Raw genomic sequence first — 21,822 nt, forward strand, 5'->3', positions numbered from 1 at the left:
GGCCGGGCGCGCAGACGCCGCGCTTCAGATGCGGTAGGCCGCGGTGGTCATCACGCGCGAGGCGCCGCGCATCAGCGCGCGCACCGGTGCGGGCAGCGGGATGCCGCCGGCATCGCGGGCGGCATCCCCATGGCGGATCTCGTCGTCGCGCATCTGCTGGAGGATGGCGCGCGAGCGGCCGTCCGTTGCAGGTAATCGATCCAGGTGGCCGCCGAGATGGTGCTCGACCTGGCGCTCGGTCTCGGCGACAAAGCCGAGGCTGACCTTGTCGCCGGCGCGGCCAGCGACCCAGCCGATCGCGAACGCTCCGGCATACCACAGCGGGTTGAGCAGGCTCGGGCGCGAGCCCAGTTCGCGCAGCCGCTCGGCGCACCACGCCAGATGGTCTTCTTCCTCGCGCGCGGCGGCGTCCATCTGCGCGCGCACGGTCGCGTTGCGCGCGGTCAGTTTCTGCGCCTGGTACAGGGCCTGGGCGCAAACCTCGCCGACATGGTTGATGCGCATCAGTCCGGCCACGTGGCGGCGCTCGTCGGCGCTCATCTGCTCGGTGTCCGGCACCAGTTGGTCGGCCGGGTTGGCGCGCGCGGAGCGGGTTGCCCCGGCAATGGCGCGCAGTGCCACGTCGAATTCTTTGATCAGGGTGTCCATGTCGCGGATGCGGATTGATCTTCTGGCTCCCGAGGCCCTGCCATGGCGGGGTACGCGCTGGCGGCGCGGCCCGCTACGACCGCCATCGGGATTACCCGCATTGTAGCTTGCCTCTAATTCGCGCCATCCCGCGCCACGCCTTGCATTGATGCGGCCCGCTAGTCAGAAACCCTGAGTTGTTAAAACCAGACAAGGGGGTTGCGCCCGAATGGTGAACGAAAAGTTGTTTGTTACAGTACTTCGCAACTTCTAAGGAAGTTTGACGCATGGGGGATGGAGACCAACAGGAGGTTCCCCCGGCCCGTCACCAATAATTCTTACAGTGGAGAACAACGAGCATGAAGAAATCGCTTCTGGCGCTGGCAGCGCTTGGCGCATTTACCGGGGCGGCGCAGGCCCAATCGAGCGTCACGCTCTACGGTGTGGTGGATGCCAACATCGAGTACGTGAGCAATATGTCGAGCGTCATCCCGTCGTCCGCCAACGGCTTTGCCACCGGCCCGGCTGAGAACCTCTTCCGCATGTCGTCGGGCGGCCTGTCCGGTTCGCGTTGGGGCCTGCGCGGCGTGGAAGACCTCGGCAGCGGCCTGAAGGCGCTGTTCGTGCTGGAAAGCGGTTTCGGCCTCGACAATGGCGGTCTGCAGCAAGGCGGCCGCCTCTTCGGCCGTCAGGCATATGTCGGCCTGGAAAGCGACCAGGTCGGCCGCTTCACCTTCGGTCGCCAGTACACCTCGCTGTTCGACATGATGGCCAATTTCTCGCCGGCCGGCTATGCCACCCAGTACGAACCGGTGGTCGCGCAGCTGGGCCTGAACTTCCGTTCGGACAACACCGCCAAGTACACCGGCAAGTTCGGCCCGGTGACCGCGGTCGCGCATTGGTCGTTCGGCAATGGCATCACCGCAGCGAACACTGGCGAAGTCCCCGGCCAGTTCCGCCGCGACACCGGCTACGGTGCCGGCGTGGCGTGGGCAGCCGGCCCGTTCGGCATCAGCGGCGCCTATGACCAGTACAACCCGACCCTGAACGCCGCCGGCGGCACCGGCGAAGTCAAGAAGGCCGCGGTCGCTGCCAGCTATTCCTTTGGCCCGGCCAAGCTGATGGCCGGCTATCGCTGGGGCATGAGCAAGGCGCCGAACGACAATACGATTCTGAAGGACAACTACTACTGGGTCGGCGGCAACTACCAGGTCACCCCGGCACTGGGCCTGACGCTCGCGTACTACTACGACGACGTCAAGAACTTCAACCCGGCCGCCACCGGTGCCACCAACAACATCAAGAACCCCTGGCAGATCTCGTTCATCGCCGACTACAACCTGTCCAAGCGCACCGACGTGTACCTGACCACGGCCTTCTCGAAAAACGCCGGCCTGAACTTCGACACCTCGGCGATCAGCTTCGCCAACGGTTACTTCCTGGGTACCGGCGAAGACAAGATGATTGGCGCCGCCGTAGGTATCCGCCACAAGTTCTAAGCAAATCCCGCTTGAACTGGGAAGGCACCTCCGGGTGCCTTTTTTCATTGGCGGCCCCGCACCTACCCCATAGGGCATCACCTCATCGGCACCGCCGCGGGTGCCGACTAGAATGCACTGACCCACGCCGGCGCAAGGCGCGGCGCACAACACCAGGAGACCACGCATGCAACCCAATCGCCGGCGCGTCGTCGCGCTGCTGCTGTCTGCCAGCCTCGGCGCCATCGCCGCGCCGGCGGCGCTGGCCGCGGATCCGTATCCGTCCAAGCCGATCCGCCTGGTCGTGCCATTCGCCGCCGGCGGCACCACCGACATCCTGGCTCGCGCCGTCGCCGCGGAGCTGGCCAAGCTGCCGGGATGGAACGTGGTGGTGGACAACAAGCCCGGCGCGGGCGGCAATATCGGTGCCGATATCGTCGCCAAGGCGGCGCCGGACGGCTATACGCTGCTGATGGGCACGGTCGGTACCCACGGCATCAACCAGTCGCTGTACGGCAAGCTGCCATTCGACCCCATCAAGGACTTTGCGCCCATCACCGAAGTGGCGGCAGTGCCAAACGTGCTGGTGGTCAACCCGGCGTTCGCGCAGCAGAACAAGATCGACAGCGTCAAGGACCTGATCGCCTACGCGCGTGCCCACCCCGGCAAGCTGAACATGGCCTCCAGCGGCAACGGCACGTCGATCCACCTGGCGGGCGAGCTGTTCAAGACGCAGACCAAGACCTTCATGGTCCATTTCCCGTACAAGGGCAGCGGGCCGGCGCTGACCGACCTGACCGGCGGCACCATGCAGGTGATGTTCGACAACCTGCCCTCGTCGATGGCGCTGATCAAGGCCGGCAAGCTCAAGGCGCTGGCCGTGACCAGCGCCAAGCCCTCGCCGGCGCTGCCGGGCGTGCCGACCATCGCGCAGGCGGCGGGCCTGCCGCAGTACGAGGCCAGCTCCTGGTTCGGCATGCTGGCGCCCGCCGGCACGCCGCCGGAGATCGTGCACCGCATCCAGCAGGAAGTGGCCAAGGCGCTCGGCGCGCCCGCGGTGCGCGAACGCCTGCAGGCACAGGGTGCCGAACCGGTCGGCAACACACCCGAGCAGTTCGCCGCGCTGATCCGCGCCGAGACCACCAAATGGGCCAAGGTGGTCAAGGATTCCGGCGCCAAGGTGGATTGACGCCGATTTGATCGCCGGCAGGGCGACCGTCCGCATCGCGCATATACTTGAGGCATCAAATGTTGGCTGCCGGCCCGATCCGGCAACCGCTGGCGGCGTTCGCCGCACACCTGCGCACCGTTGCACTGAAGATGCCAAACCTGTCTCCTGCCACCGGCGCCGAGAGCGCGCCGGTCGACCTTGAAACCCGTGCCGACCAGACCGAGCACGAAGACCTGCGCCTGTGGCTGCGGCTGCTGACCTGCACCAACCTGATCGAGGGCGACATCCGCTCGCGGCTGCGGCAGGAATTCGCCTGCACGCTGCCGCGCTTCGACCTGATGGCCCAGCTCGACCGCCACCCCGAAGGGCTGAAGATGGGTGAGCTGTCGCGCCGCATGATGGTCACGGGCGGCAACGTCACAGGCATTACCGACCAGCTGCAGCAGGAGGGGCTGGTTTCCCGCGAGGCGCTGCCCACCGACCGCCGCGCCTACCTGATCCGCCTGACGCCGGCCGGACGCGCGGCGTTCTCGCGCATGGCGCGCGCGCACGAGGCATGGATCGGGCAATTGTTCTCGGGGCTGGCCGAAACCGACCGGCGCGCGCTGTTCCGACTACTCGGCAGGCTCAAGAACGGCCTGATCTCGCCATGAAGACGCTACGCTACCTCACGCTGTGTGGCCTGCTGCCGCTCCTGGCTGCATGCAGCAGCACGCCGCAATCGCCGCAGGTGACCCCGGTGAATGCCACCATCAAGCTCGGCCGCGTGACCGAGCGGACCTTCCTGACACGGATGGACGTCGCGCAGGCGCCTGCCTACTATGGCAGCGGCACCAGTGTCGGCGTGGGTGCCGCGGGCGGTGGCGGTGGCGGCGGAGTGGGCGTGGGCTTTGCCTTCGACCTGAGCCGGCTGTTCAACCGCCCGGCGCCGGTGCAGCAGATCGACCTGTTCCAGTACAAGGTGCGGACCATGGATGGCGCGATGGTGTCGGCCAATGCGCCGGCGGCTCCGGGACTGGAGCCCGGCGCGTGCGTGCGGGTGATCTACCTGGACGGCAGTACGGATCCAAGGCTGGCGCCGTCGAACGAGTGCTGAGGCGCTGAAGCGGCAAAACAAACGGCCTCCGTTGCGGAGGCCGTTGTTGTTTGCGCAGGGACTGGCGCTCAGGCCGCCTTGCGGCTGTCGCGCAGTTCGCGGCGCAGGATCTTGCCGACGTTGGTCTTGGGCAGCTCGGTGCGGAACTCCACGTACTTCGGCCGCTTGTAGCCGGTCAGCCGCTCCTTGCAGAACTCGATCACGTCGGCTTCGGTCAGCGCCGGATCCTGCTTCACCACGAACAGCTTGACCACCTCGCCCGAGTGCGTGTCGGGCACGCCCACCGCGGCCACTTCCAGCACGCCCGGGCATTCGGCCACCACGCCTTCGACTTCGTTCGGGTACACGTTGAAGCCCGACACCAGGATCATGTCCTTCTTGCGGTCGACGATCTTGGTGTAGCCGCGCTCGTCCATCACGCCGATATCGCCGGTCTTGAAGAAGCCGTCCGGGGCCATGACCTTGGCGGTCTCGTCCGGACGGTTCCAGTAGCCTGCCATCACTTGCGGGCCGCGGATGCAGATCTCGCCCGGCTGGCCCAGCGGCAGGTCCTTGCCGTCGTCGTCGCGGATCACCACTTCGGTGGAAGGCAGCGGCATACCGATGGTGCCGGAGAAGGCGTTGCTGTCGGTCGGGTTGCAGGTAGCCGACGGCGAGGTCTCGGACAGGCCGTAGCCCTCGATGATCGGGCAGCCGGTCTTGTCCAGCCACTTCTTTGCCACCGCTTCCTGCACCGCCATGCCGCCGCCGTTGGCCACGCGCAGGCCGGAGAAGTCAACCTTGGCGATCTCCGGGTTGTTGATCAGCGCGTTGTACAGCGTGTTCACCGCCGGGAACATGTGGAACTTGTACTTCTGCAGTTCCTTGATAAAGCCGGGGATATCGCGCGGATTGGGGATCAGCACGCTCATGCCGCCGCTGCGCATGCCCAGCAGGCAGCAGACCGTCAGCGCAAAGATGTGGTACAGCGGCAGCGCGGTAATGGTGACGACCTGGTCGATATGGCCGCCCTTGGCCAGCGCCGGCTGCATCCAGGCTTCGGACTGCAGCACGTTGGCGACCACGTTACGGTGCAGCAGCACGGCGCCCTTGCTCACGCCGGTGGTGCCGCCGGTGTATTGCAGGAAGGCGACATCGTCAGGTCCGGTGGTCGCCGGCTGCAACGTCAGCTTGCTGCCTTCGGCCAGCACGCTGTTGAAGCGCACGCAGTTGGGCAGCTCCCACTCCGGCACCATCTTCTTGACGTTGCGCACGACAAAATTGACGATCGCGCCTTTCAGCCCGCCCAGCATGTCGCCCATGCTCGCGACCACGACGTGCTTGACCGGCGTGCGGCCCAGCACCTGCTGCAGCGTGGCGGCGAAGTTCTCCAGGATGACGATGGCCTCGGCGCCGCTGTCCTTGAGCTGGTGCTCCAGCTCGCGCGGGGTGTACAGCGGGTTGACGTTGACCACGACAAAGCCGGCACGCAGCACCGCGGCCAGCACCACCGGGTATTGCAGCACATTGGGCATCATGATCGCCACGCGCGCGCCGGGGCGCAGCCCGCGCGACTGCAGCCACGCGGCAAAGCGCGACGACATCTGGTCGAGCTCGCCGTAGGTGATGGCCTTGTCCATGCAGACGAAGGCCTTGCGGTCGGCGTAGGTGCGGAAAGACGCTTCGAGCAGCTGGGCAAGCGTGCGGAACTGGCTGGCATCGATCTCGGCAGGGACGCCGGCCGGGTAGTGTTTCAGCCAAATTCTTTCCATAGCGCCGTCTCCTGATTTTCTGAATGGTCGTTCGATTTTTCCGAGATGCTAAACGGGCGCCCCGGTTAAAACAACAACTTAGACGAAGTCCTCGGGGCCATCGCACGACGCAATGCGCCCCTGACGGGCATTATGCGCCACCGGTGTCCCAGCGGCAGCGGGATAACCCCTAGGCCCGTGGGCTCATCTGCCTCAGGGCAAGACCAGTTTCATCATGTTGGTGGCGAGCTCGTGCGCAAGCGCCTCGTCATCCATGCGGCCTGGCTGGTGCCACGTGTACATGAAGCCGACCACGCTGCCGATCGCATGCGCCGTCACGCGCGCATCGCCAAAGGCAAAGACGCCTTCGCGCTTGCCTTCTTCCAGCAGCGCGTAAAGGTCGCGGTAGAAGCCGCGCGCCATGCTGTCGAGCCAGGCCACGGTATCCGGGCGCAGGTACTGGTTGTCGCGGAAGCTGAGCGTCGCGGGCACGTGGCAGGCAACGCAACGGCGCGCCATTTCCAGCAGGCAGGCATGCAGCCGCTCCCGCACCGGCAGCGCCGGGTCGGCGGTCTCGCGGATCACGGGCAGGCAGGTCTGCGCCGACTCGCGGCACAGGATATCGAAGATCTCGTACTTGTCGGTGAAGTAGTAGTAGACCGCCGGCTTGGTCACGCCCAACGCGCGGCACAGGTCGTTCATGGTCATGCCGGGATAGCCCTTCGTATAGAAGAGCTGCGCGGCGGTATCGAGGATCTGGCGGCGGCGCGCCTCCTGGCGTTCGGCGATTTGCATGCGCGCCGGCACGGGCTCGGGCGTATCTTCAGGTGGGGCGGGGCTCTGTACGGTCGACATGATCGCAATTCTCGCATGGCGCAATGGACCGGAATGGGCCAGCTATCCGGCGCATTGGCGCCAGCGTGGGTCGCCATAGCATCATACCCATCGGTATATAAAGCAACGGGTACATACCCGGGCGGCGGCCGGGCGCGCCGGCATCGATCACTGCGAGAAGATCCTCACGCATGGACCGCAACGCATGCCGCTGCCCGCGGGCGTGCACCTCCGCGCCGACCTCCCAGGCTGACGATCTTGCAAGCAGGATCTGGGTGGCTCAGTTGGTCTCGGCCGCCTTGCCGCTCGCGGTCAGCGTATCGACGCGGGTCGCGGGCGGCGCCAGCCGGCGCAGCGCGGCCTCGCGCTCGGCGGCGGGCAGCGCGCCGATGCGGCCGGCTTCGGCATAGAAGCGGCGCCAGTCGCCATCGCACTGCACCAGCAGCGCGGTAAAGGCCGGCACCCATTGCTGGTAGGTCGCCACCGCCGCCAGGTGGGCATTGGTCAGCGACTGGTCGAACCAGCGGTCATAGCCGCTGTAGTTGCCCCACTCCACCTTGAGCCGCGCGTATTGGTCACGCATGTCGGCGAAGATCCTGGCCTTGCCCTCGCGCTTGGCTTCGTCGTCCAGCGGCGTCTGGTACAGCGCCGCCAGCCGGTCGCGCGTGCCGAGCAGCAGCGCGCGGAACTGCTGGCGGCGTGCGTCGTACTGGCGATAGCTGGCGCGCGCGTCCTCCGAGGCATCCTCGGCCAGCCAGCGCTCCACGCCGGCGGCTTCGACCGCGGTGGCAAAGGACTCGTTGAAGGCGGTGTCGTTGCGCACGTAGACCACCTGGTGCGCCAGCTCGTGGAAGATCAGCCGCGCCAGCTCGCCCTCCGGCAGGTAGACGAAGGTATTGAGCAGCGGGTCGTCGAAATAGCCCAGCGTCGAATAGGCGGGAATGCCCGCCACGTAGGCTTCCAGGCCGTCGCGGCGCAGGGCCTGCGCGTACTGCTCGGCATCGGCCTGCGCGTAGTAGCCCCGGTAGCTGATGCAGCCGACGATCGGGAAGCACCACTTGCGCAGCTCCATCGACAACTCGGGCGTGGCAAACACGCTCCACACCACGTAGGGCCGATGCAGGTTGGCGTAGCGGCGGTAGCTGCCGTTGTCGGGCAGCTGCAACTCGCGCGACGCATAGTCGCGGATGCGGCCGGCCAGCGCCAGCCGCTGCGCCAGGCGCGCGTCGTTGGCGTCGCGCGCGCTGGCAATGGCATCGTTGAGCGGCTGCGCCTGCGCCATCACGCCGAGGTGGCCACCGATCGACTGCGCGTAATATCCGACCGTGTCGCACCCGGCCGTCAGCAGAGCCAGTGCCGCCAGGCCCGTCGCCGCCAGGATTGCCGCCCCGCGCCGGCGGCCGGGCCGCTGCTTCATGCGGGAGCGACCGCCCCTTCGGCGCAGGCTTCCACCTGCACCAGGCAGTCGTAGAACACCGGCGCGCGGCCCAGGTCGGTCAGGCGCTGGCTGGTCAGCTCGTTGGCGTTCTTGCCGTCCGAGGCCAGCTTCTTCCACCAGATCGACAGTCCCACCACCAGTCCGCGCCGCGCGCGCTCGGTGACGCGGGCGCGCGCCACCATGCTGCCGCGGTCATTGAAGACGCGCACCATCGTGCCGTGCACGATGCCGCGCTCGGCGGCGTCGGCCGGATGGATGTCGAGGTGCGGCTCGCCTTCGGTGGCGCGCAGGCTGTCGACGTTGACGAAAGAGCTGTTGAGGAAATTGCGCGCCGGCGGCGAGATCATCGCCAGCGGATAGCGCGCCGCCAGTTCCGGCGCGGTCGACGGCGACTCGTACTGCGGCACGTAGGCAGGCAGCGGGTCGAAACCGTCGCGCGCCATCGGCTCGGAATAGAACTGGCATTTGCCGGATGCAGTCGGGAAGCCGCCGTCGGCAAACGGCGCCGGAGCCAGTGGCAGCTTCTGCCAGCCCTGCTCCTTCAGCGTGGCCCAGCTGATGCCGGCGGCGCGCGCATCGCCCGGCAGGATCGCCTGCGCGGCGATGTCCTCGTCGCTGTCCGTAAAGCACGGCTCGGTGAAGCCCATGCGCTGCGCCAGGCGGCGGAAGATCTCGGTATTGGGCAGCGCCTCGCCCATCGGGGCGATCGCGGCGTTGTTGGCGAGGAAATAGGTGTGGCCGTAGGCCTTGTGCACATCGGTGTGCTCAAGCTGCGTGGTGGCTGGCAGCAGGATGTCGGCATAGTCGGCGGTGTCGGTGCGGAAGTGCTCCAGCACGACGGTGAACAGGTCCTCGCGCGCAAAACCGGCCGCGACCCTGGACGACTCCGGCGCCACCGCGACCGGGTTGCTGTTGTAGACCATGACCGCCTCGATGCGCGGCGCGCCGGGCGCGGGGTCGGCCAACAGGGCATCGCCGATGGTGCTCATGTTGACCATGCGAGGCAACGTTTCCGGCCAGCCCGGCAGCAGGTCTGGCCGCTGCAGCGCAGCGTCGTCGATCGGGAAAAAGCCCGAGGTCGACAACTGCAGCCCGCCGGCCGCATGGCGCCACGCGCCCACCAGCGACGGCAGGCACGCCACCGCTCGCACCGCCTGGCCGCCGCCGTGCACGCGCTGCATGCCGTAGTTGAGGCGGATCGCCACCGGCTGGCGCTCGCGCACCGCCAGCTGGCCGTAGAGGCCTGCCAGCCACTCGATGTCTTCCACCGGGGTGCCGCAGATCTCGGCCACACGCGCCGGCGGATAGGCCTGGGCGCGCTCGCGCAGCGCCTCGAAGCCCACCGTGTGGCGTTCGATGTAGTCATGGTCGAGCAGCCCATCGCGGACCAGAATATGGATCATCCCCAGTGCCAGCGCGCCGTCGGTACCGGGCATCGGCGCGATATGGCGATGGCATTTCTCGGCACTCAGCGATCGGTAGGGATCAATCGCCACCAGGGTCGCGCCGCGCCGCTTGGCTTCCTGCGCACGCGTCCAGAAATGCAGGTTGGAAGCAATCGGGTTGCCGCCCCAGATGATCACCAGCTTCGCATCGACCACGTGCTCCATGTCCATGCCGACGCTGGCGCCATAGGTGTAGCGCAACGCGGTGGCACCGGCGCTGGCGCAGATGGTGCGGTCCAGCCGCGACGCGCCCAGCTTGTGGAAGAAGCGCGCCGCCATGCTCTCGCCCTGCACCAGACCCATGGTGCCGGCATAGCTGTACGGGACGATGGCCTGCGGATCGCGCGCGGCGATGGCCTGCAGGCGCGTGGCGATGGTGTCGAGCGCTTCGTCCCAGGAGATCGGCGCGAACTTGCCCTGGCCCTTCCTGCCGATGCGCTTCATCGGCGTCAGCAGCCGGTCGGGGTGGTAGGTGCGTTCGGTGTAGCGCGATACCTTGGTGCACAGCACGCCCTGCGTGCCGGGGTGGTCCGGGTCGCCGGCCACCTTGATGGCGCGGCCGTCCTCTACGGTGACGAGCAAGGCACAGGTGTCGGGGCAGTCATGCGGGCAGGCGGCGCGGACGATGCGGGAAGCCATGGGATCTCCGGGGGCTGGCGGTCTGTCGTTATCTTTCGTTCGTTCGGAACGTGAGGTTTATGGCGCAGGCGCCCGGGTCGCGGGCCGGCGCCGCGCCGGCGCTGCGGCGCGTCCCCTCCGTGCGGGCGTGCGGGGCCAGGGCGGGGAGTATCTCGATCGGATTGTATTCGATATGATGTGCCGGCGCGCGGCCGGCACCACGCTGGCGGCGCGCTTGCCGCCCAATGCCGGCGCAGACCGGCCCATGGCGGCGAACGGGTAACCGAACCACTTTTTGCGGGGGTTTATGTTTTTCCGATCCGGGGTCAATGGCCGGCTTGCCGGCCTGCTGGTGGCGTGCGCCATCGGCACGGGCGGCGCATCCGGCGCTGCCATCGCCAACACCGCGGCAAGCGCCGCCACATCCGAGCACGGCGTCACCGCCGACTCCATCCTGCTGGGGCAGTCGGCCGCGCTGACCGGCCCCGCCGCGTCGCTTGGCAAGCAGATGAACGCGGGTGCACGGCTGTATTTCGACCACATCAACCAGCAGGGCGGCATTTATGGCCGCAAGATCCGGCTCGAGGCGCTGGACGACTACTACGAGCCCGAGCCGGCCGCCAAGAATACCCGGAAGCTGATCGAGGAAGACCGCGTCTTCGCGCTGTTCGGCTATGTCGGCACGCCCACCAGCCAGGCCGCGCTGCCGCTGGCGATCCAGGCCAGGGTGCCGTTCTTCGGCCCGTACACCGGCGCGCGCTCGGTGCGCGAGCCGCGCAGCCGCTACGTCTTCCACGTTCGCGCCGGCTACGGCGACGAAGCCATGGCGATCCTGCGCCAGATCCAGACCACCGGCCTGAAGCGCGTGGCCGTGGTCTACAACGACGATGCCTACGGCAAGGCCGAGCTGGAGGAGCTGGAACGCGCACTGAAGAGCGCCGCCGACAGCGGCGTGCAGCTGGTCGCGCGCGAAGCCGTGGTCCGCAATACGATGGAAATCGGTGACGCCATGCAGGGCGTGCTCAAGGCCAGCCCTGACACCGTGGTGATGATCAGCGCGTATCGCACCGCCGGCGCCTTCGTCAAGGAAGCGCTGCGCCGCGGCTACAACGGGCAGTTCTATAACGTCTCGTTCGTCGGCACGCAGGCGCTGGCCAACGAGGTCGGCGCGAAAGGCAGCGGTGTGATCATCTCGCAGGTGATGCCGCATCCGGGCAACGCGACGCTGCCGGTGGTGCGCGAATACCTGCGCCTGCTGCAGGCCGCGGGCAAGCCGAATGAGTTCGACTACGCCAGCATCGAGGGCTACATCGCCGCCAAGGCCTTTACCGACGGGCTGCGCCGCGCGGGCAAGGACCTGACGCGCGAGAAGCTGGTGACGGCGCTGGAATCGATGCGCAGCGTTGACCTGGGCGGGTTCGTCGTCAACTTCACGCCGGAGAACCATGTGGGATCGCGGTTCGTGGAGATGACGGTGATTAATTCGAAGGGGCAGGTGATCCGGTGAGGTGAGTTGTCCGGGCGCCTTGGTGTTCTCCCCTCTCCAGCAAGAGTAGCAAGAGGGAGAGGGGAGAAAAGCAACGGGATCGCACGTTCCCTCGCCCTACTTCATGTCATTCAAATGACAAGCCGAAAACCGCAGCGGCGCAATCTCCTTCAATACCGGCTGCTCCTCCTTGCAACGTGGCATCGCATACGGACAGCGCGGATGAAAGTGGCACCCCGGCGGCGGATTCAACGGTGATGGAATCTCGCCCTTGATCGCCACATAAGTCTTCTTGCCGACCTCCAGCTTCGGCGCTTCCGCCAGCAGTGCCTGCGTGTACGGATGGTTCGGCGCGGCGAACACATCCTCGGTCGGGGCCGACTCCACCACCCGTCCCAGGTACATGATCACCACGCGGTCGCTGATGTGCTTGACCACGCCAAGGTCGTGGCTGATGAACAGGTAGGTCAGGTTCAGCTCTTCGCGCAGCCGCATGAACAGGTTCAGCACCTGCGCCTGGATCGATACATCGAGCGCAGCCACCGATTCATCGCAGACCAGGAACTCCGGCTTCACCGCCAGCGCGCGCGCAATGCCGATGCGCGCGCGCTGCCCGCCCGAGAACTGGTGCGGGAAGCGGCGCAGCACGGTCGGGTCCATACCCACGCGCACCAGCATGTCCTCGACATAGCCTTTCTGCCTGCCACGGTCGACCATGCCGTGGACCACCGGCGCCTCGCCGACGATATCCAGCACGCGCAGCCGCGGATTGAGCGAGGCGTACGGGTCCTGGAAGATCATCTGGATCGCCAGCTGCTTCTCGCGGCGCTTGTCCGGCGGCAGGTGGTCGAGGTTGGTGCCGCGCCACAGCCGCTCGCCCTCGGTCAGCGTATGCAGCCCCACGGCCATGCGGCCCAGCGTGGACTTGCCGCAGCCGGATTCGCCGACCAGGCCCACGACTTCACCGGTGCGGATGCTCAGGTCAACCCGGTCGACCGCATGCACCACCTCTTCGCGGGCATGAGCGCCGAACAGGTTGGCGATGCGCGCCGCGGTGTCGAGCGACTTGACGAAGCGCTTGGACACGCCGCGCAACTCCAGCAGCGGAGCCGCCGGCGTCGGGTCGGCCGCGGCGTTCGCCATCGGTCGGGATTGCAGTTCAGTCGTGGTCATGCCGCCTCCTGGTTGGCCAGCACCGGATGGAAGCAGCGCAAGCGGCGGCCGTCGGCGGCAGTCTCCAGCGGCGGCTCGGTCTTGCACGCGGCGGTCGCGTACGGGCAGCGCTCGCGGAACGCGCAGCCGCCCGGCAGGTTCAGCAGCGATGGCGTCATCCCCGGGATCTGCCGCAGCGGCGCGCCGCGCGGGTTGCGCGACGGCGCCGAACCGATCAGGCCATGCGTGTACGGATGCTCGGGATGCTCCAGCACCTGGCGCACATCGCCGGCCTCCACGATCCTGCCGGCGTACATCACGCACACGGTGTCGGCCAGCCCGGCAACCACCGACAGGTCGTGCGTGATCCAGATCAGCGCCGTGCCGGATTCGCGGCACAGGGTCTGCATCTCGTACAGGATCTGGCCCTGGATGGTGACGTCGAGCGCCGTGGTCGGTTCGTCGGCAATGATCAGGTCGGGCTTGTTCAGCAGCGCGATCGCGATCGCCACGCGCTGGCGCATGCCGCCCGAGAACTGGTGCGGATAAGCCAGCAGGCGTTCGTCCGGCGAAGGGATGCCGACCCGCGCCAGCGCATTGCGCGCGCGCTCGCGCGCCACCGCCTTGCCGACGTTTTCGTGCGCCAGCACCGCCTCGATCATCTGCGTGTCGATGCGCAAGACCGGGTTGAGCGTCATCATCGGATCCTGGAAGATCATCGCGATGCGGTTGCCGCGCACGTCGCGCTGCTGCGCCGGCGTGAGCGCGCGCAGGTCGCGCGTGATGCCGTCGCGGCTCGTCAGTGCGATGCGTCCGTCGACGACCTTCCCGGGCGGGTCGATCAGGCCCATGATCGAGTAGCCGGTCATCGACTTGCCCGAACCGGACTCGCCCACCAGCCCCATGATCTCGCCGCGGCCCACGGAAAAGGACACGTCGTCGACGGCCTTGGCAATGCCGCCGCGCGTGTAGAAATGCGTCTTCAGGTTCTCTACGACCAGCGTAGGTTGTGCCATGTCGGTCTCCCGCGGGTTATTGCGTCTGCAGGCGCGGGTTGAGCACGTCGCGCAACTGGTCGGCGACCAGGTTCATCGCCACGATGGTGACCACCAGCGCGATGCCCGGGAAGAAGCTGATCCAGTACTTGCCCGACAGCATGTACTGCTGGCCGTTGGAGATCAGCGAGCCCAGCGACGGCTCGGTGACCGGCACGCCCAGTCCGAGGAATGACAGCGTCGCCTCCAGCGTGATCGCCGACGCCACCTGCAGCGCCGCGATCACGATCAGCGGCGGCAGGCAGTTGGGCAGCAGGTGGCGGAACATGATGCGGCGCGGCGGCAGGCCCAGGCAGGTGGCCGCCTCGATATACTCCTTGCGGCGCTCCACCAGCGCGGCGCTGCGCGTGGTGCGCGCGTAGTAGGCCCACTGCACGGCCACCAGCGCGATCACGATATTGCCGAGGCCCGGGCGCAGGAACGCCAGCAGGATCAGTGCCAGCAGGATCGGCGGGAACGACAGCTGCAGGTCGGCCACGCGCATGATGAAGGCCTCGGTGCGCCCGCCCAGGAAGCCTGCCAGCAGCCCCAGCGTGGCGCCCAGCAACAGCGCGATCACGGTGCTGACCACGCCCACGCCAATGCTGATGCGCAGCCCGTACATCACCGCGGACAGGATGTCGCGCCCCTGCTCGTCGGAGCCGAGCAGGAAGGTCATGCCGGTGCCGGCCTTCTCGCCCGGCGCCAGGCGCGCATCGAGCACGTCGAGCGTGGCCAGGTCATACGGGTTTTGCGGCGCCAGCCACGGCGCGAGGATCGCGATCAGGATGATGATGACCAGCGTGGCCAGCCCCGCCACCGCGATCTTGCTGGAGAAGAACTCCGCGGCAAAGCGGCGCCACGGCGACTGTTCGCGCGCAGCCGGCGGCGTGCCCGGCGGCGTCTTGTCTTGGGGTTCGGCGGTTACGGCACTCATGGCTCAGCCCTTGTTGTCGGCAATACGCACGCGCGGATCGAGCATGCTGTAGACGATGTCCACCAACAGGTTGATCAGGATGAACAGCGTCACGATCACCATCAGGTAGGCCACGATCACCGGCCGGTCCAGCAGCTGGATCGAGTCGATGATCAGCTTGCCCATGCCGGGCCAGGCAAAGATCGATTCAGTCACGATCGCGAACGCGATGATCGAGCCGAACTGCAGCGCGATCACCGTGACGATCGGGATGAGGATGTTCTTCAGCACATGCACGCCGACGATGCGCGTGTTGGACAGGCCCTTGGCGCGCGCGAACTTGACGTAGTCCTGCAGCATCGCCTCCTGCGTCCCGGCGCGCGTGAGCCGGATCACCATGGCGATATTCAGCAGCGACAGCGTCACCGCGGGCAGCACCAGGTGGCGGATGCCGTCGACGGTCAGGAAGCTGAGCGGGATGCCGAGCACGCGCACGGTCTCGCCGCGCCCGTTGGAAGGCAGCCAGCCGAGCTGCACCGCGAACACCATGATCAGCATCAGGCCGACCCAGAAGGTGGGCAGCGAGAAGCCCAGGATCGACACCGTCATGATCGACTTGCCCGCCACGCCGTTGGGCCGCAACCCGGCCCACAGCCCCAGCGGAATGCCCAGCACGATCGCCAGCAGGATCGCGCACACGGCCAGCTCCATGGTGGCCGGCATGCGCTCGAAGATCAGCTTGAGCGCCGGCGTGCCATGCGCGAACGAGGTACCCAGGTTGCCTTGCAACGCGTTCTGCAGGAACACCCAGTATTGCTCCCACAGCGGCTTGTCCAGGCCAAGCGCCGCGATGGTGCGCTTGATGTCCTCCTGGTCGGCCTGCGGGTTGATCAGGATGTCGACGGGATTGCCGATGGCAAAGACGCCGAGGAAAACCAGCAGCGACATGACGAAGAGCACCACTACGCTCTGCATCAGGCGCCGGATGATGAAGACCAGCATATTCAGACCACTATCCTTTCGCGCGTGAATGCGCACGCCGCCCGGGAGCGCCATGCGCTTCCAGGCGGCGCGGCAGCCATGCGCGGCACCGCGAACTCAGCAGCAGGCAGCCTGCTTGCCGGGGCTTGACTTACTGGGGCTTGAAGTTATGCGCGTAGGTGCGCTCGTCGGTACGCGGCGTGTAGACGATGCCCTTCTGCGTGGCCCAGGTGGTGACCTGCTGGTGGATCGGGATGATACCGCCATCGTTGATCGCGATCGCGGTCGCCTCCTGCAGCATCTTGGAACGTTCGCCGTCATTGACGGTGGACAGGGCCTCCTCCAGCACTACGTCCATCTTCGGATTGCAGTACTCGCCCCAGTTGGTGGTGCCGAAGCCCTTCTTGCTGTCCTCGCACGCCAGCAGCGCACGCAACGGCGAGCTGACCTCGCCGGTCTGCGCACCCCAGCCGAGCAGGCCGAACGACCACTCATGCTTGATGCCCTTGGACGAATACGTCGCCATCGGCATGCCTTCCACCTTGGTGGCGATGCCGATGCGGGTCAGGTTCTGGGCGATGGTCTGCGCGATCTTCTCGTCGTTGACGTAGCGGTTGTTGGGCGTGTGCAGCGTCACGCCGAAGCCGTTCGGGTAGCCCGCCTGGGCCAGCAGCTTCTTGGCGCCCTCGGGGTCGTACTTGACCGTCTTCAGGTTGGGGTTGTAGCCGAACAGTGTGGGCGGCACCAGGTTGTTGGTCGGCTCGGACAGGCCTTCCATCAGCCGGTCCTTGATGCCCTGCCGGTTGATCGCCATGCTGATGGCGTTGCGCACGCGCGCATCCTTCAGCGGGTTCTTGTCCAGCGGCGCGCCTTCCTTGGTGGTGACGTAAGGCGACTTGTCGCGCTTGGTATCGAAGTACAGGTAGATCACGCGGTGCGAGATCTTGGAGAAGAACGACAGCTTGGGATCCTGCCGAACCTTGGGCAGGTCAGGCGTGGGCACGTTCTCGATCGCCTGCACGTCGCCCGACAGCAGCGCGGCCAGGCGCGTGGCCGGGTTGGGGATGAAGCGCAGCGTGGCCTTGTCCCATGCCGGCTTGGCGCCCCAATAGCTGTCATTGCGCACCAGTTCGACCCGGTCGTCACGCGCATAGCTGACGAACTTGAACGGGCCGGTGCCGATCATGCCCTTGCCCTGCGCGAAGTCATCCGAACCGAGCCCCTGCGTCGCCTTCTTCTGCACGATGAAGATCGACGTCAGGTCGTTCAGCATCAGCGGGTACGGCTTGTTCGTGGTCAGCTGGATCGTGTACTTGTCGATCACCTTCTTGTTGATGATCGCCTTGGTGTAGACGTCGAACTTGCCCGGGCTGTTCTGGATCGTCGCCGGGCGGTCCAGCGACCAGACGATGTCGTCCGTGGTCAGTTCGCTGCCATCATGGAACTTCACGCCCTTGCGGATGTTGAATTCCCAGGTCAGGTTGTTGACCAGCTTCCATGACTCGGCCAGGCCCGGGATGATGCGGCTGTCCGGGTCCATCTTCACCAGCGAGTCGAAGATGTGCTCCGATACGTTTATATTCGAGAACAGGTTGTAGAAGTGCGGATCCATCGAGGTCGGCGGCGAACTCATGGCCAGTTTGAGGTCCGCGGCCTGGGCGCTGCCGGACCATGCCAGGCCAAGGGCCCCGGCTACGGCGACAACACCGATTGCCTTCTTGAAAGTGCGAAGGGACATCGCGCAATTCTCCCTGTAGGAAGTGAAGCAGACGTTTAGGATCGGCAATGCGCGCGCGCCGCGGGTCACGCGGTCAGTCGCGCGCCGGCGCTGCTTTTTGGTGCGCTTGTTGGTCAGGTTACGCAGCGGAAAGCGGCAAATTGCCGGCCGGGCACTTCAAGCATGAACTGTTCCAGCAGTCGACATACGTCGGCAATGCGGGGAAACCCACAGCGTTTGGCATATTGCACCGCGCCATTCGCTCGATGGGGCACGAACCGGCGCATTTTGGCGCTTTTCCGATAGGCATCGTATGATCGGGGGTATCCGACGCCTACCCGGCTCGCCACGCCCAGACTCCGGCACCATGAAGCTCATCCCCGAAATCCTGCAGGCACAAGCCGAAATCCGCGAGATCCGCCGCGATATCCATGCCCATCCGGAACTCTGCTTCGAAGAACAGCGCACCGCCGATGTGGTTGCGCGCAACCTGGAATCGTGGGGCATCGAAGTGCATCGCGGCCTTGGCACCACCGGCCTGGTCGGCGTGATCCGCAACGGCAGCAGCGCGCGCACCATCGGCCTGCGCGCCGACATGGACGCCCTGCCGCTGCAAGAGGCCAACACCTTCGGCCACCGTTCGCAGCATGCCGGCAAGATGCATGCGTGCGGCCACGATGGCCATACCGCGATGCTGTTGGGTGCGGCACGTTACCTGGCGCAGCACAAGCCCTTCGATGGCACCGTGCATCTGATCTTCCAGCCGGCAGAGGAAGGCGGCGGCGGTGCGCGCGAGATGATCAAGGACGGATTGTTCTCGCGTTTCCCGTGCGATGCGGTATTCGGCGTGCACAACTGGCCGGGCATGCCAGTCGGCGCTTTCGGCACGCGCGCAGGCCCGCTGATGGCATCCAGCAATGAATTCCGCATCGTCGTGCGCGGCAAGGGCGCGCATGCGGCCATGCCGCACAATGGCAACGACCCGGTCTTCACCGCCGCGCAGATCGTCTCGGCGCTGCAAGGGATCATCACCCGCAACAAGCGCCCCATCGATACCGCTGTGATCTCGGTCACGCAGTTCCATGCCGGCGATGCGACCAATATCGTGCCGAACGAAGCCTGGATCGGCGGCACGGTGCGCACGTTCACCGTGCCGGTGCTCGACCTGATCGAGCGCCGCATGGAGGAAGTCTCCCGCGCCGTCGCGAGCGCGTTCGACTGCACCATCGACTACGAATTCCACCGCAACTATCCGCCCACGATCAACACCGAAGCCGAGACCGGCTTCGCCACCAAGGTGGCGGCCGAACTGGTGGGTGAGGCAAATGTCGACAGCAACGTCGAGCCGACCATGGGCGCCGAGGATTTTTCCTTCATGCTGCAGGAAAAGCCGGGCTGCTACCTGTTCCTCGGCAACGGCGACGGCGCGCACCGCGAAAGCGGGCATGGCATGGGGCCGTGCATGCTGCATAACCCCAGCTACGATTTCAACGACGAACTGCTGCCGGTCGGCTCGACCTTCTTCGTACGGCTGGTGGAGAAGTGGCTGGCACCTGCGTAAGAACAAGATCTCAAGGCGCAGCCTGCAGGCAAAATCGGTAACAGCGCATTCGCGCAAGACAGGGGGAGCATCTGCAATGGGCCGCTCGGCGCTCGATCGGGGGACGGCGCGCAGCTTTGCGCGCGTGGCGCTGGACAATATCCTGCGCCGCTATCCGTACAAGGTCGATCACATGATGTCCGCCGCCGGTGACGTGGCCGAGCCGGCGACCTGGCACCCGGCCTTCTGCGGCAGCTACGACTGGCATTCGAGCGTGCACATGCACTGGCTGCTGGTGCGGCTGCTGGCGCAGTACCCGGACCTGGAGGATGCAGCCGAGGTCTGCGATACCCTCGACGCACAACTGCGGCCGCAGCATATCGCGGTCGAACTGGACTATTTCCATCGGCCCGGTTCCCGGACCTTCGAACGCCCATATGGCTGGGGCTGGGTGCTGAAGCTGCAGGCCGAATTGCTGGCGCTGGCGCAGCAGGATCCGCGCGCCGCAGCATGGGCCGAGGCCTGCGCCCCGCTCGCCGCGCACCTGTCACGGCAACTGGCCGAGTTTCTCGACGCGGCCGATTTCCCGGTGCGTACCGGCACCCACTTCAACAGCGCCTTTGCCTGCGTGATGGCGCTGGCCTACGCTCGCGCGGCGCAGGACACAAACTTGCGCCGCGCCATCGTGCGGCGCGCGCACCGCTGGTTCGGCCATGACCGCAGCTATCCGGCGCGCTATGAACCCGGAGGCGACGAATTCCTGTCTGGCGGGATGACCGAAGCCGTGCTGATGCATGCCGTCATGGACGACGGCGCGTTTGGGCAGTGGTGGGAGATGTTCGTACCAGGTCCGGCCGAACTGGCCAACTGGCTGACGCCGGTGGAAGTCGGCAACCGCAGCGACCCCAAGACATCACACCTGGACGGACTCAACCTGTCGCGCGCATGGTGCTGGCGCTTGCTTGAGCCAGTATTGCCGGCCCCGCTGCGGCCGCAGGCCGTACGGGCGTGGTCAGACCATATCGAGGCGTCGTTGCCATATGCCATTGGCGGTGAGTACGTTTCTACGCACTGGCTGGCCTCGTTCGCGGTGCTGGCGATGGCCGAGCCGGTCGGCGGCTGACGCCGCCGGCGTTGGCGTCAGTCCAGCGCAATATCCCCGTACCAGGATTCCGCCTTGCTCTTGGTGTTGTCGGTATCAGTCATGATGCCTACCGCGACCACCCGCCCGGGGTCGGTGCCGAATGCCTTGCGATAGTCGGCACGCAGGTCGCGCTCATGGCATCGCCACTCATTAGCGTGCTTAGTGCCGCTATCTACCACGATCATGCGCACACGGTCGGTATGCGGATTGGCCACCACCGCGCCCTCCGGACGCTTGCCGCCCCAGATGTACATCAGCGTGGCGTATGGCATTTCGCGGCCTGTGGTGAGCCGCGCCATCTCGTACATCAGCTGGTCTTTCAGCGGCAGGCTGCCCTTGTCGCCATCGAAGGCGACGAACAAGCGCAGCGGAGCGTCCTCCCTCGGACCGTGGCTGTTGTCAGCATTGCGGATGATGCCGCTGGTCTTCCAGCTCCACCGTACCATGCCGGGATCACGGTCGTGCAGCGGCACATAGAGGCCAGACGCCGAACTCTCGGCCTGCGCATGGACAACGACGCGCTGGTCGATTTCGGCCATCGCATAGCGGGTGGGAATCTTGTTGCGGTTGATGGTCCACGGCTGCCAGCCGACTGGCAGCTGGCCCGCGCGTTGCGCCGCTGAGAATAGCGGCAGCGTGGCGAGGGTCGGCGGCACGGCGTCGGTCTCTTCGCCGTCTTCGCCTGCATCTGCTTCGGCGGCTCGGGCCTTGGCCGCTGCAAGGGGATCTGCCGGCGTGGCCGCAGCCAGCGCGCGCTGCTCGGTAGCGCGCTGCGCCTCGGCGTACGACGCCATGCGCTTGGCAAAAGCCTGGCAATCGACCGCCGAGATGCCGGCAGCCCGGGCCGAATCAGTTTCGGCAGTGGCCAAGCCTGTGGAACCAGGGGGATTGGATGCGCATCCTGCCAGCATCAGCGCGCTGGCGGCGCCAGTAAAAACCAGCCGAAACACCTTGGCCGTCATGTAACCCCTCGAATCCCGGAACCGGCCCTGCTTCCTGGGCAAGGACCTGTCAATTGCTCACTGCTTGCTGCTTGCTGCAAACGACTTCATGCCGTATGTGGGCACTTGGGAATCGAACATAGCAGAAGGCGTGTGGAGCAGGAATGCTGGGGTACCCGCGATGAAGCGGGAAAACAACGGGTATTTTTGCGCGGGTGCTGCTGCAGACATGTTGTCACCGGCAGCACTCGTTGCAAAACTCAAAACCCCCAAAGCAAAAACCCCTCGCAGCACACGCTGTCGAGGGGTTTTGCATTGTAAGAGCCTGGCGATGACCTACTTTCACACGGGTAATCCGCACTATCATCGGCGCGGAGTCGTTTCACGGACCTGTTCGGGATGGGAAGGGGTGGTTCCAACTCGCTATGGTCACCAGGCATAAGGGGGTGCAGCGCTGAGGTTGAGGCCAACGCT

General features: G+C 66.2%; 19 protein-coding genes and 1 rRNA gene. 7 read left to right on the forward strand and 13 right to left on the reverse strand.

Annotated features, from left to right (window positions below):
- Positions 1-24: 24 nt before the first annotated feature.
- A complete protein-coding gene (coq7, locus tag CTP10_RS14675; protein ID WP_116318241.1) occupies positions 25-648 on the reverse strand; it encodes a 2-polyprenyl-3-methyl-6-methoxy-1,4-benzoquinone monooxygenase in 624 nt (207 codons plus the stop codon).
- A 338-nt stretch (positions 649-986) separates the two neighbouring features.
- Here coq7 and CTP10_RS14680 point away from each other — a divergent pair, with 338 nt between their 5' ends.
- From CTP10_RS14680 to CTP10_RS14695, 4 genes are all read left to right on the forward strand, one after another.
- Positions 987-2,126 (forward strand): porin, encoded by a 1,140-nt coding sequence (locus CTP10_RS14680; RefSeq protein WP_116318242.1) that lies wholly within the window; start codon positions 987-989, stop codon positions 2,124-2,126.
- A gap of 166 nt (positions 2,127-2,292) precedes the next feature.
- Positions 2,293-3,294 carry a Bug family tripartite tricarboxylate transporter substrate binding protein gene (locus CTP10_RS14685; RefSeq protein WP_116318243.1) on the forward strand — a complete coding sequence of 334 codons (1,002 nt, stop codon included), beginning with the start codon at positions 2,293-2,295 and terminating at the stop codon, positions 3,292-3,294.
- 131 nt (positions 3,295-3,425) lie between these two features.
- Positions 3,426-3,929, forward strand: a complete 504-nt coding sequence (locus tag CTP10_RS14690; protein ID WP_116318279.1) for a MarR family winged helix-turn-helix transcriptional regulator — start codon at positions 3,426-3,428, stop codon at positions 3,927-3,929.
- Positions 3,926-4,372 carry a hypothetical protein gene (locus tag CTP10_RS14695; RefSeq protein ID WP_116318244.1) on the forward strand — a complete coding sequence of 149 codons (447 nt, stop codon included), beginning with the start codon at positions 3,926-3,928 and terminating at the stop codon, positions 4,370-4,372. Before CTP10_RS14690 ends, CTP10_RS14695 begins: the two co-directional genes overlap by 4 nt.
- A 68-nt stretch (positions 4,373-4,440) precedes the next feature.
- On the opposite strand, the gene CTP10_RS14700 is transcribed toward CTP10_RS14695, so the two are convergent.
- The 4 genes from CTP10_RS14700 to CTP10_RS14715 form a co-directional block, all read right to left on the reverse strand.
- On the reverse strand, positions 4,441-6,123 hold the full coding sequence (locus CTP10_RS14700; protein WP_116318245.1) for a long-chain fatty acid--CoA ligase: 1,683 nt from the start codon (positions 6,121-6,123) through the stop codon (positions 4,441-4,443).
- A 192-nt stretch (positions 6,124-6,315) separates the two neighbouring features.
- Positions 6,316-6,957 carry a TetR/AcrR family transcriptional regulator gene (locus tag CTP10_RS14705; RefSeq protein ID WP_116318246.1) on the reverse strand — a complete coding sequence of 214 codons (642 nt, stop codon included), beginning with the start codon at positions 6,955-6,957 and terminating at the stop codon, positions 6,316-6,318.
- 259 nt (positions 6,958-7,216) lie between these two features.
- Positions 7,217-8,353: an aminopeptidase gene (locus CTP10_RS14710; protein ID WP_116318247.1), complete on the reverse strand. Its 1,137-nt coding sequence runs from the start codon at positions 8,351-8,353 to the stop codon at positions 7,217-7,219.
- Positions 8,350-10,458 carry a molybdopterin-containing oxidoreductase family protein gene (locus tag CTP10_RS14715; RefSeq protein WP_116318248.1) on the reverse strand — a complete coding sequence of 703 codons (2,109 nt, stop codon included), beginning with the start codon at positions 10,456-10,458 and terminating at the stop codon, positions 8,350-8,352. The genes CTP10_RS14710 and CTP10_RS14715 overlap by 4 nt, the downstream gene beginning before the upstream one ends.
- A gap of 286 nt (positions 10,459-10,744) precedes the next feature.
- Here CTP10_RS14715 and CTP10_RS14720 point away from each other — a divergent pair, with 286 nt between their 5' ends.
- Positions 10,745-11,944 carry an ABC transporter substrate-binding protein gene (locus CTP10_RS14720; protein ID WP_116318249.1) on the forward strand — a complete coding sequence of 400 codons (1,200 nt, stop codon included), beginning with the start codon at positions 10,745-10,747 and terminating at the stop codon, positions 11,942-11,944.
- A 96-nt stretch (positions 11,945-12,040) separates the two neighbouring features.
- Here the strand turns inward: CTP10_RS14720 and CTP10_RS14725 are convergent, their stop codons facing one another.
- The 5 genes from CTP10_RS14725 to CTP10_RS14745 form a co-directional block, all read right to left on the reverse strand.
- Complete coding sequence (locus CTP10_RS14725) at positions 12,041-13,096, reverse strand: ABC transporter ATP-binding protein (RefSeq protein ID WP_116318250.1); 1,056 nt, start codon at positions 13,094-13,096, stop codon at positions 12,041-12,043.
- Complete coding sequence (locus CTP10_RS14730; protein ID WP_116318251.1) at positions 13,093-14,091, reverse strand: ABC transporter ATP-binding protein; 999 nt, start codon at positions 14,089-14,091, stop codon at positions 13,093-13,095. The genes CTP10_RS14725 and CTP10_RS14730 overlap by 4 nt, the downstream gene beginning before the upstream one ends.
- 16 nt (positions 14,092-14,107) lie before the next feature.
- Positions 14,108-15,046, reverse strand: coding sequence for an ABC transporter permease (locus tag CTP10_RS14735; protein ID WP_116318252.1), 939 nt, complete (start codon positions 15,044-15,046; stop codon positions 14,108-14,110).
- Positions 15,047-15,049: 3 nt separating this feature from the next.
- The gene (locus tag CTP10_RS14740) at positions 15,050-16,027 is read right to left on the reverse strand and encodes an ABC transporter permease (RefSeq protein ID WP_116318253.1); all 978 of its coding nucleotides are present in this window, start codon (positions 16,025-16,027) and stop codon (positions 15,050-15,052) included.
- Between the two features lie 130 nt (positions 16,028-16,157).
- Positions 16,158-17,744, reverse strand: a complete 1,587-nt coding sequence (locus CTP10_RS14745) for an ABC transporter substrate-binding protein (protein WP_116318254.1) — start codon at positions 17,742-17,744, stop codon at positions 16,158-16,160.
- A 346-nt stretch (positions 17,745-18,090) separates the two neighbouring features.
- On the opposite strand from CTP10_RS14745, the gene CTP10_RS14750 reads away from it, so the two are divergent.
- Together CTP10_RS14750 and CTP10_RS14755 are read left to right on the forward strand one after the other, a co-directional pair.
- A complete protein-coding gene (locus CTP10_RS14750) occupies positions 18,091-19,284 on the forward strand; it encodes a M20 aminoacylase family protein (protein WP_116318255.1) in 1,194 nt (397 codons plus the stop codon).
- A gap of 76 nt (positions 19,285-19,360) precedes the next feature.
- On the forward strand, positions 19,361-20,386 hold the full coding sequence (locus CTP10_RS14755; RefSeq protein WP_116318256.1) for a DUF2891 domain-containing protein: 1,026 nt from the start codon (positions 19,361-19,363) through the stop codon (positions 20,384-20,386).
- 17 nt (positions 20,387-20,403) lie between these two features.
- Here the strand turns inward: CTP10_RS14755 and CTP10_RS14760 are convergent, their stop codons facing one another.
- The 3 genes from CTP10_RS14760 to rrf form a co-directional block, all read right to left on the reverse strand.
- Positions 20,404-21,369, reverse strand: a complete 966-nt coding sequence (locus CTP10_RS14760; RefSeq protein WP_116318257.1) for a DUF3047 domain-containing protein — start codon at positions 21,367-21,369, stop codon at positions 20,404-20,406.
- 57 nt (positions 21,370-21,426) lie between these two features.
- Complete coding sequence (locus CTP10_RS14765; protein ID WP_158577638.1) at positions 21,427-21,579, reverse strand: hypothetical protein; 153 nt, start codon at positions 21,577-21,579, stop codon at positions 21,427-21,429.
- Between the two features lie 92 nt (positions 21,580-21,671).
- Positions 21,672-21,785, reverse strand: a 5S ribosomal RNA gene (rrf, locus tag CTP10_RS14770).
- Between the last annotated feature and the right edge of the window lie 37 nt (positions 21,786-21,822).

Source organism: Cupriavidus sp. P-10 (genome assembly GCF_003402535.2).
GTDB lineage: Bacteria > Pseudomonadota > Gammaproteobacteria > Burkholderiales > Burkholderiaceae > Cupriavidus.

What these genes read in the sequence shown, in the direction of transcription:
- coq7 (WP_116318241.1), bottom strand. Translation starts at nt 648, where the DNA reads ATGGACACCCTGATCAAAGAATTCGACGTGGCACTGCGCGCCATTGCC.
- CTP10_RS14680 (WP_116318242.1), top strand. Translation starts at nt 987, where the DNA reads ATGAAGAAATCGCTTCTGGCGCTGGCAGCGCTTGGCGCATTTACCGGG.
- CTP10_RS14685 (WP_116318243.1), top strand. Translation starts at nt 2,293, where the DNA reads ATGCAACCCAATCGCCGGCGCGTCGTCGCGCTGCTGCTGTCTGCCAGC.
- CTP10_RS14690 (WP_116318279.1), top strand. Translation starts at nt 3,426, where the DNA reads ATGCCAAACCTGTCTCCTGCCACCGGCGCCGAGAGCGCGCCGGTCGAC.
- CTP10_RS14695 (WP_116318244.1), top strand. Translation starts at nt 3,926, where the DNA reads ATGAAGACGCTACGCTACCTCACGCTGTGTGGCCTGCTGCCGCTCCTG.
- CTP10_RS14700 (WP_116318245.1), bottom strand. Translation starts at nt 6,123, where the DNA reads ATGGAAAGAATTTGGCTGAAACACTACCCGGCCGGCGTCCCTGCCGAG.
- CTP10_RS14705 (WP_116318246.1), bottom strand. Translation starts at nt 6,957, where the DNA reads ATGTCGACCGTACAGAGCCCCGCCCCACCTGAAGATACGCCCGAGCCC.
- CTP10_RS14710 (WP_116318247.1), bottom strand. Translation starts at nt 8,353, where the DNA reads ATGAAGCAGCGGCCCGGCCGCCGGCGCGGGGCGGCAATCCTGGCGGCG.
- CTP10_RS14715 (WP_116318248.1), bottom strand. Translation starts at nt 10,458, where the DNA reads ATGGCTTCCCGCATCGTCCGCGCCGCCTGCCCGCATGACTGCCCCGAC.
- CTP10_RS14720 (WP_116318249.1), top strand. Translation starts at nt 10,745, where the DNA reads ATGTTTTTCCGATCCGGGGTCAATGGCCGGCTTGCCGGCCTGCTGGTG.
- CTP10_RS14725 (WP_116318250.1), bottom strand. Translation starts at nt 13,096, where the DNA reads ATGACCACGACTGAACTGCAATCCCGACCGATGGCGAACGCCGCGGCC.
- CTP10_RS14730 (WP_116318251.1), bottom strand. Translation starts at nt 14,091, where the DNA reads ATGGCACAACCTACGCTGGTCGTAGAGAACCTGAAGACGCATTTCTAC.
- CTP10_RS14735 (WP_116318252.1), bottom strand. Translation starts at nt 15,046, where the DNA reads ATGAGTGCCGTAACCGCCGAACCCCAAGACAAGACGCCGCCGGGCACG.
- CTP10_RS14740 (WP_116318253.1), bottom strand. Translation starts at nt 16,027, where the DNA reads ATGCTGGTCTTCATCATCCGGCGCCTGATGCAGAGCGTAGTGGTGCTC.
- CTP10_RS14745 (WP_116318254.1), bottom strand. Translation starts at nt 17,744, where the DNA reads ATGTCCCTTCGCACTTTCAAGAAGGCAATCGGTGTTGTCGCCGTAGCC.
- CTP10_RS14750 (WP_116318255.1), top strand. Translation starts at nt 18,091, where the DNA reads ATGAAGCTCATCCCCGAAATCCTGCAGGCACAAGCCGAAATCCGCGAG.
- CTP10_RS14755 (WP_116318256.1), top strand. Translation starts at nt 19,361, where the DNA reads ATGGGCCGCTCGGCGCTCGATCGGGGGACGGCGCGCAGCTTTGCGCGC.
- CTP10_RS14760 (WP_116318257.1), bottom strand. Translation starts at nt 21,369, where the DNA reads ATGACGGCCAAGGTGTTTCGGCTGGTTTTTACTGGCGCCGCCAGCGCG.
- CTP10_RS14765 (WP_158577638.1), bottom strand. Translation starts at nt 21,579, where the DNA reads ATGTCTGCAGCAGCACCCGCGCAAAAATACCCGTTGTTTTCCCGCTTC.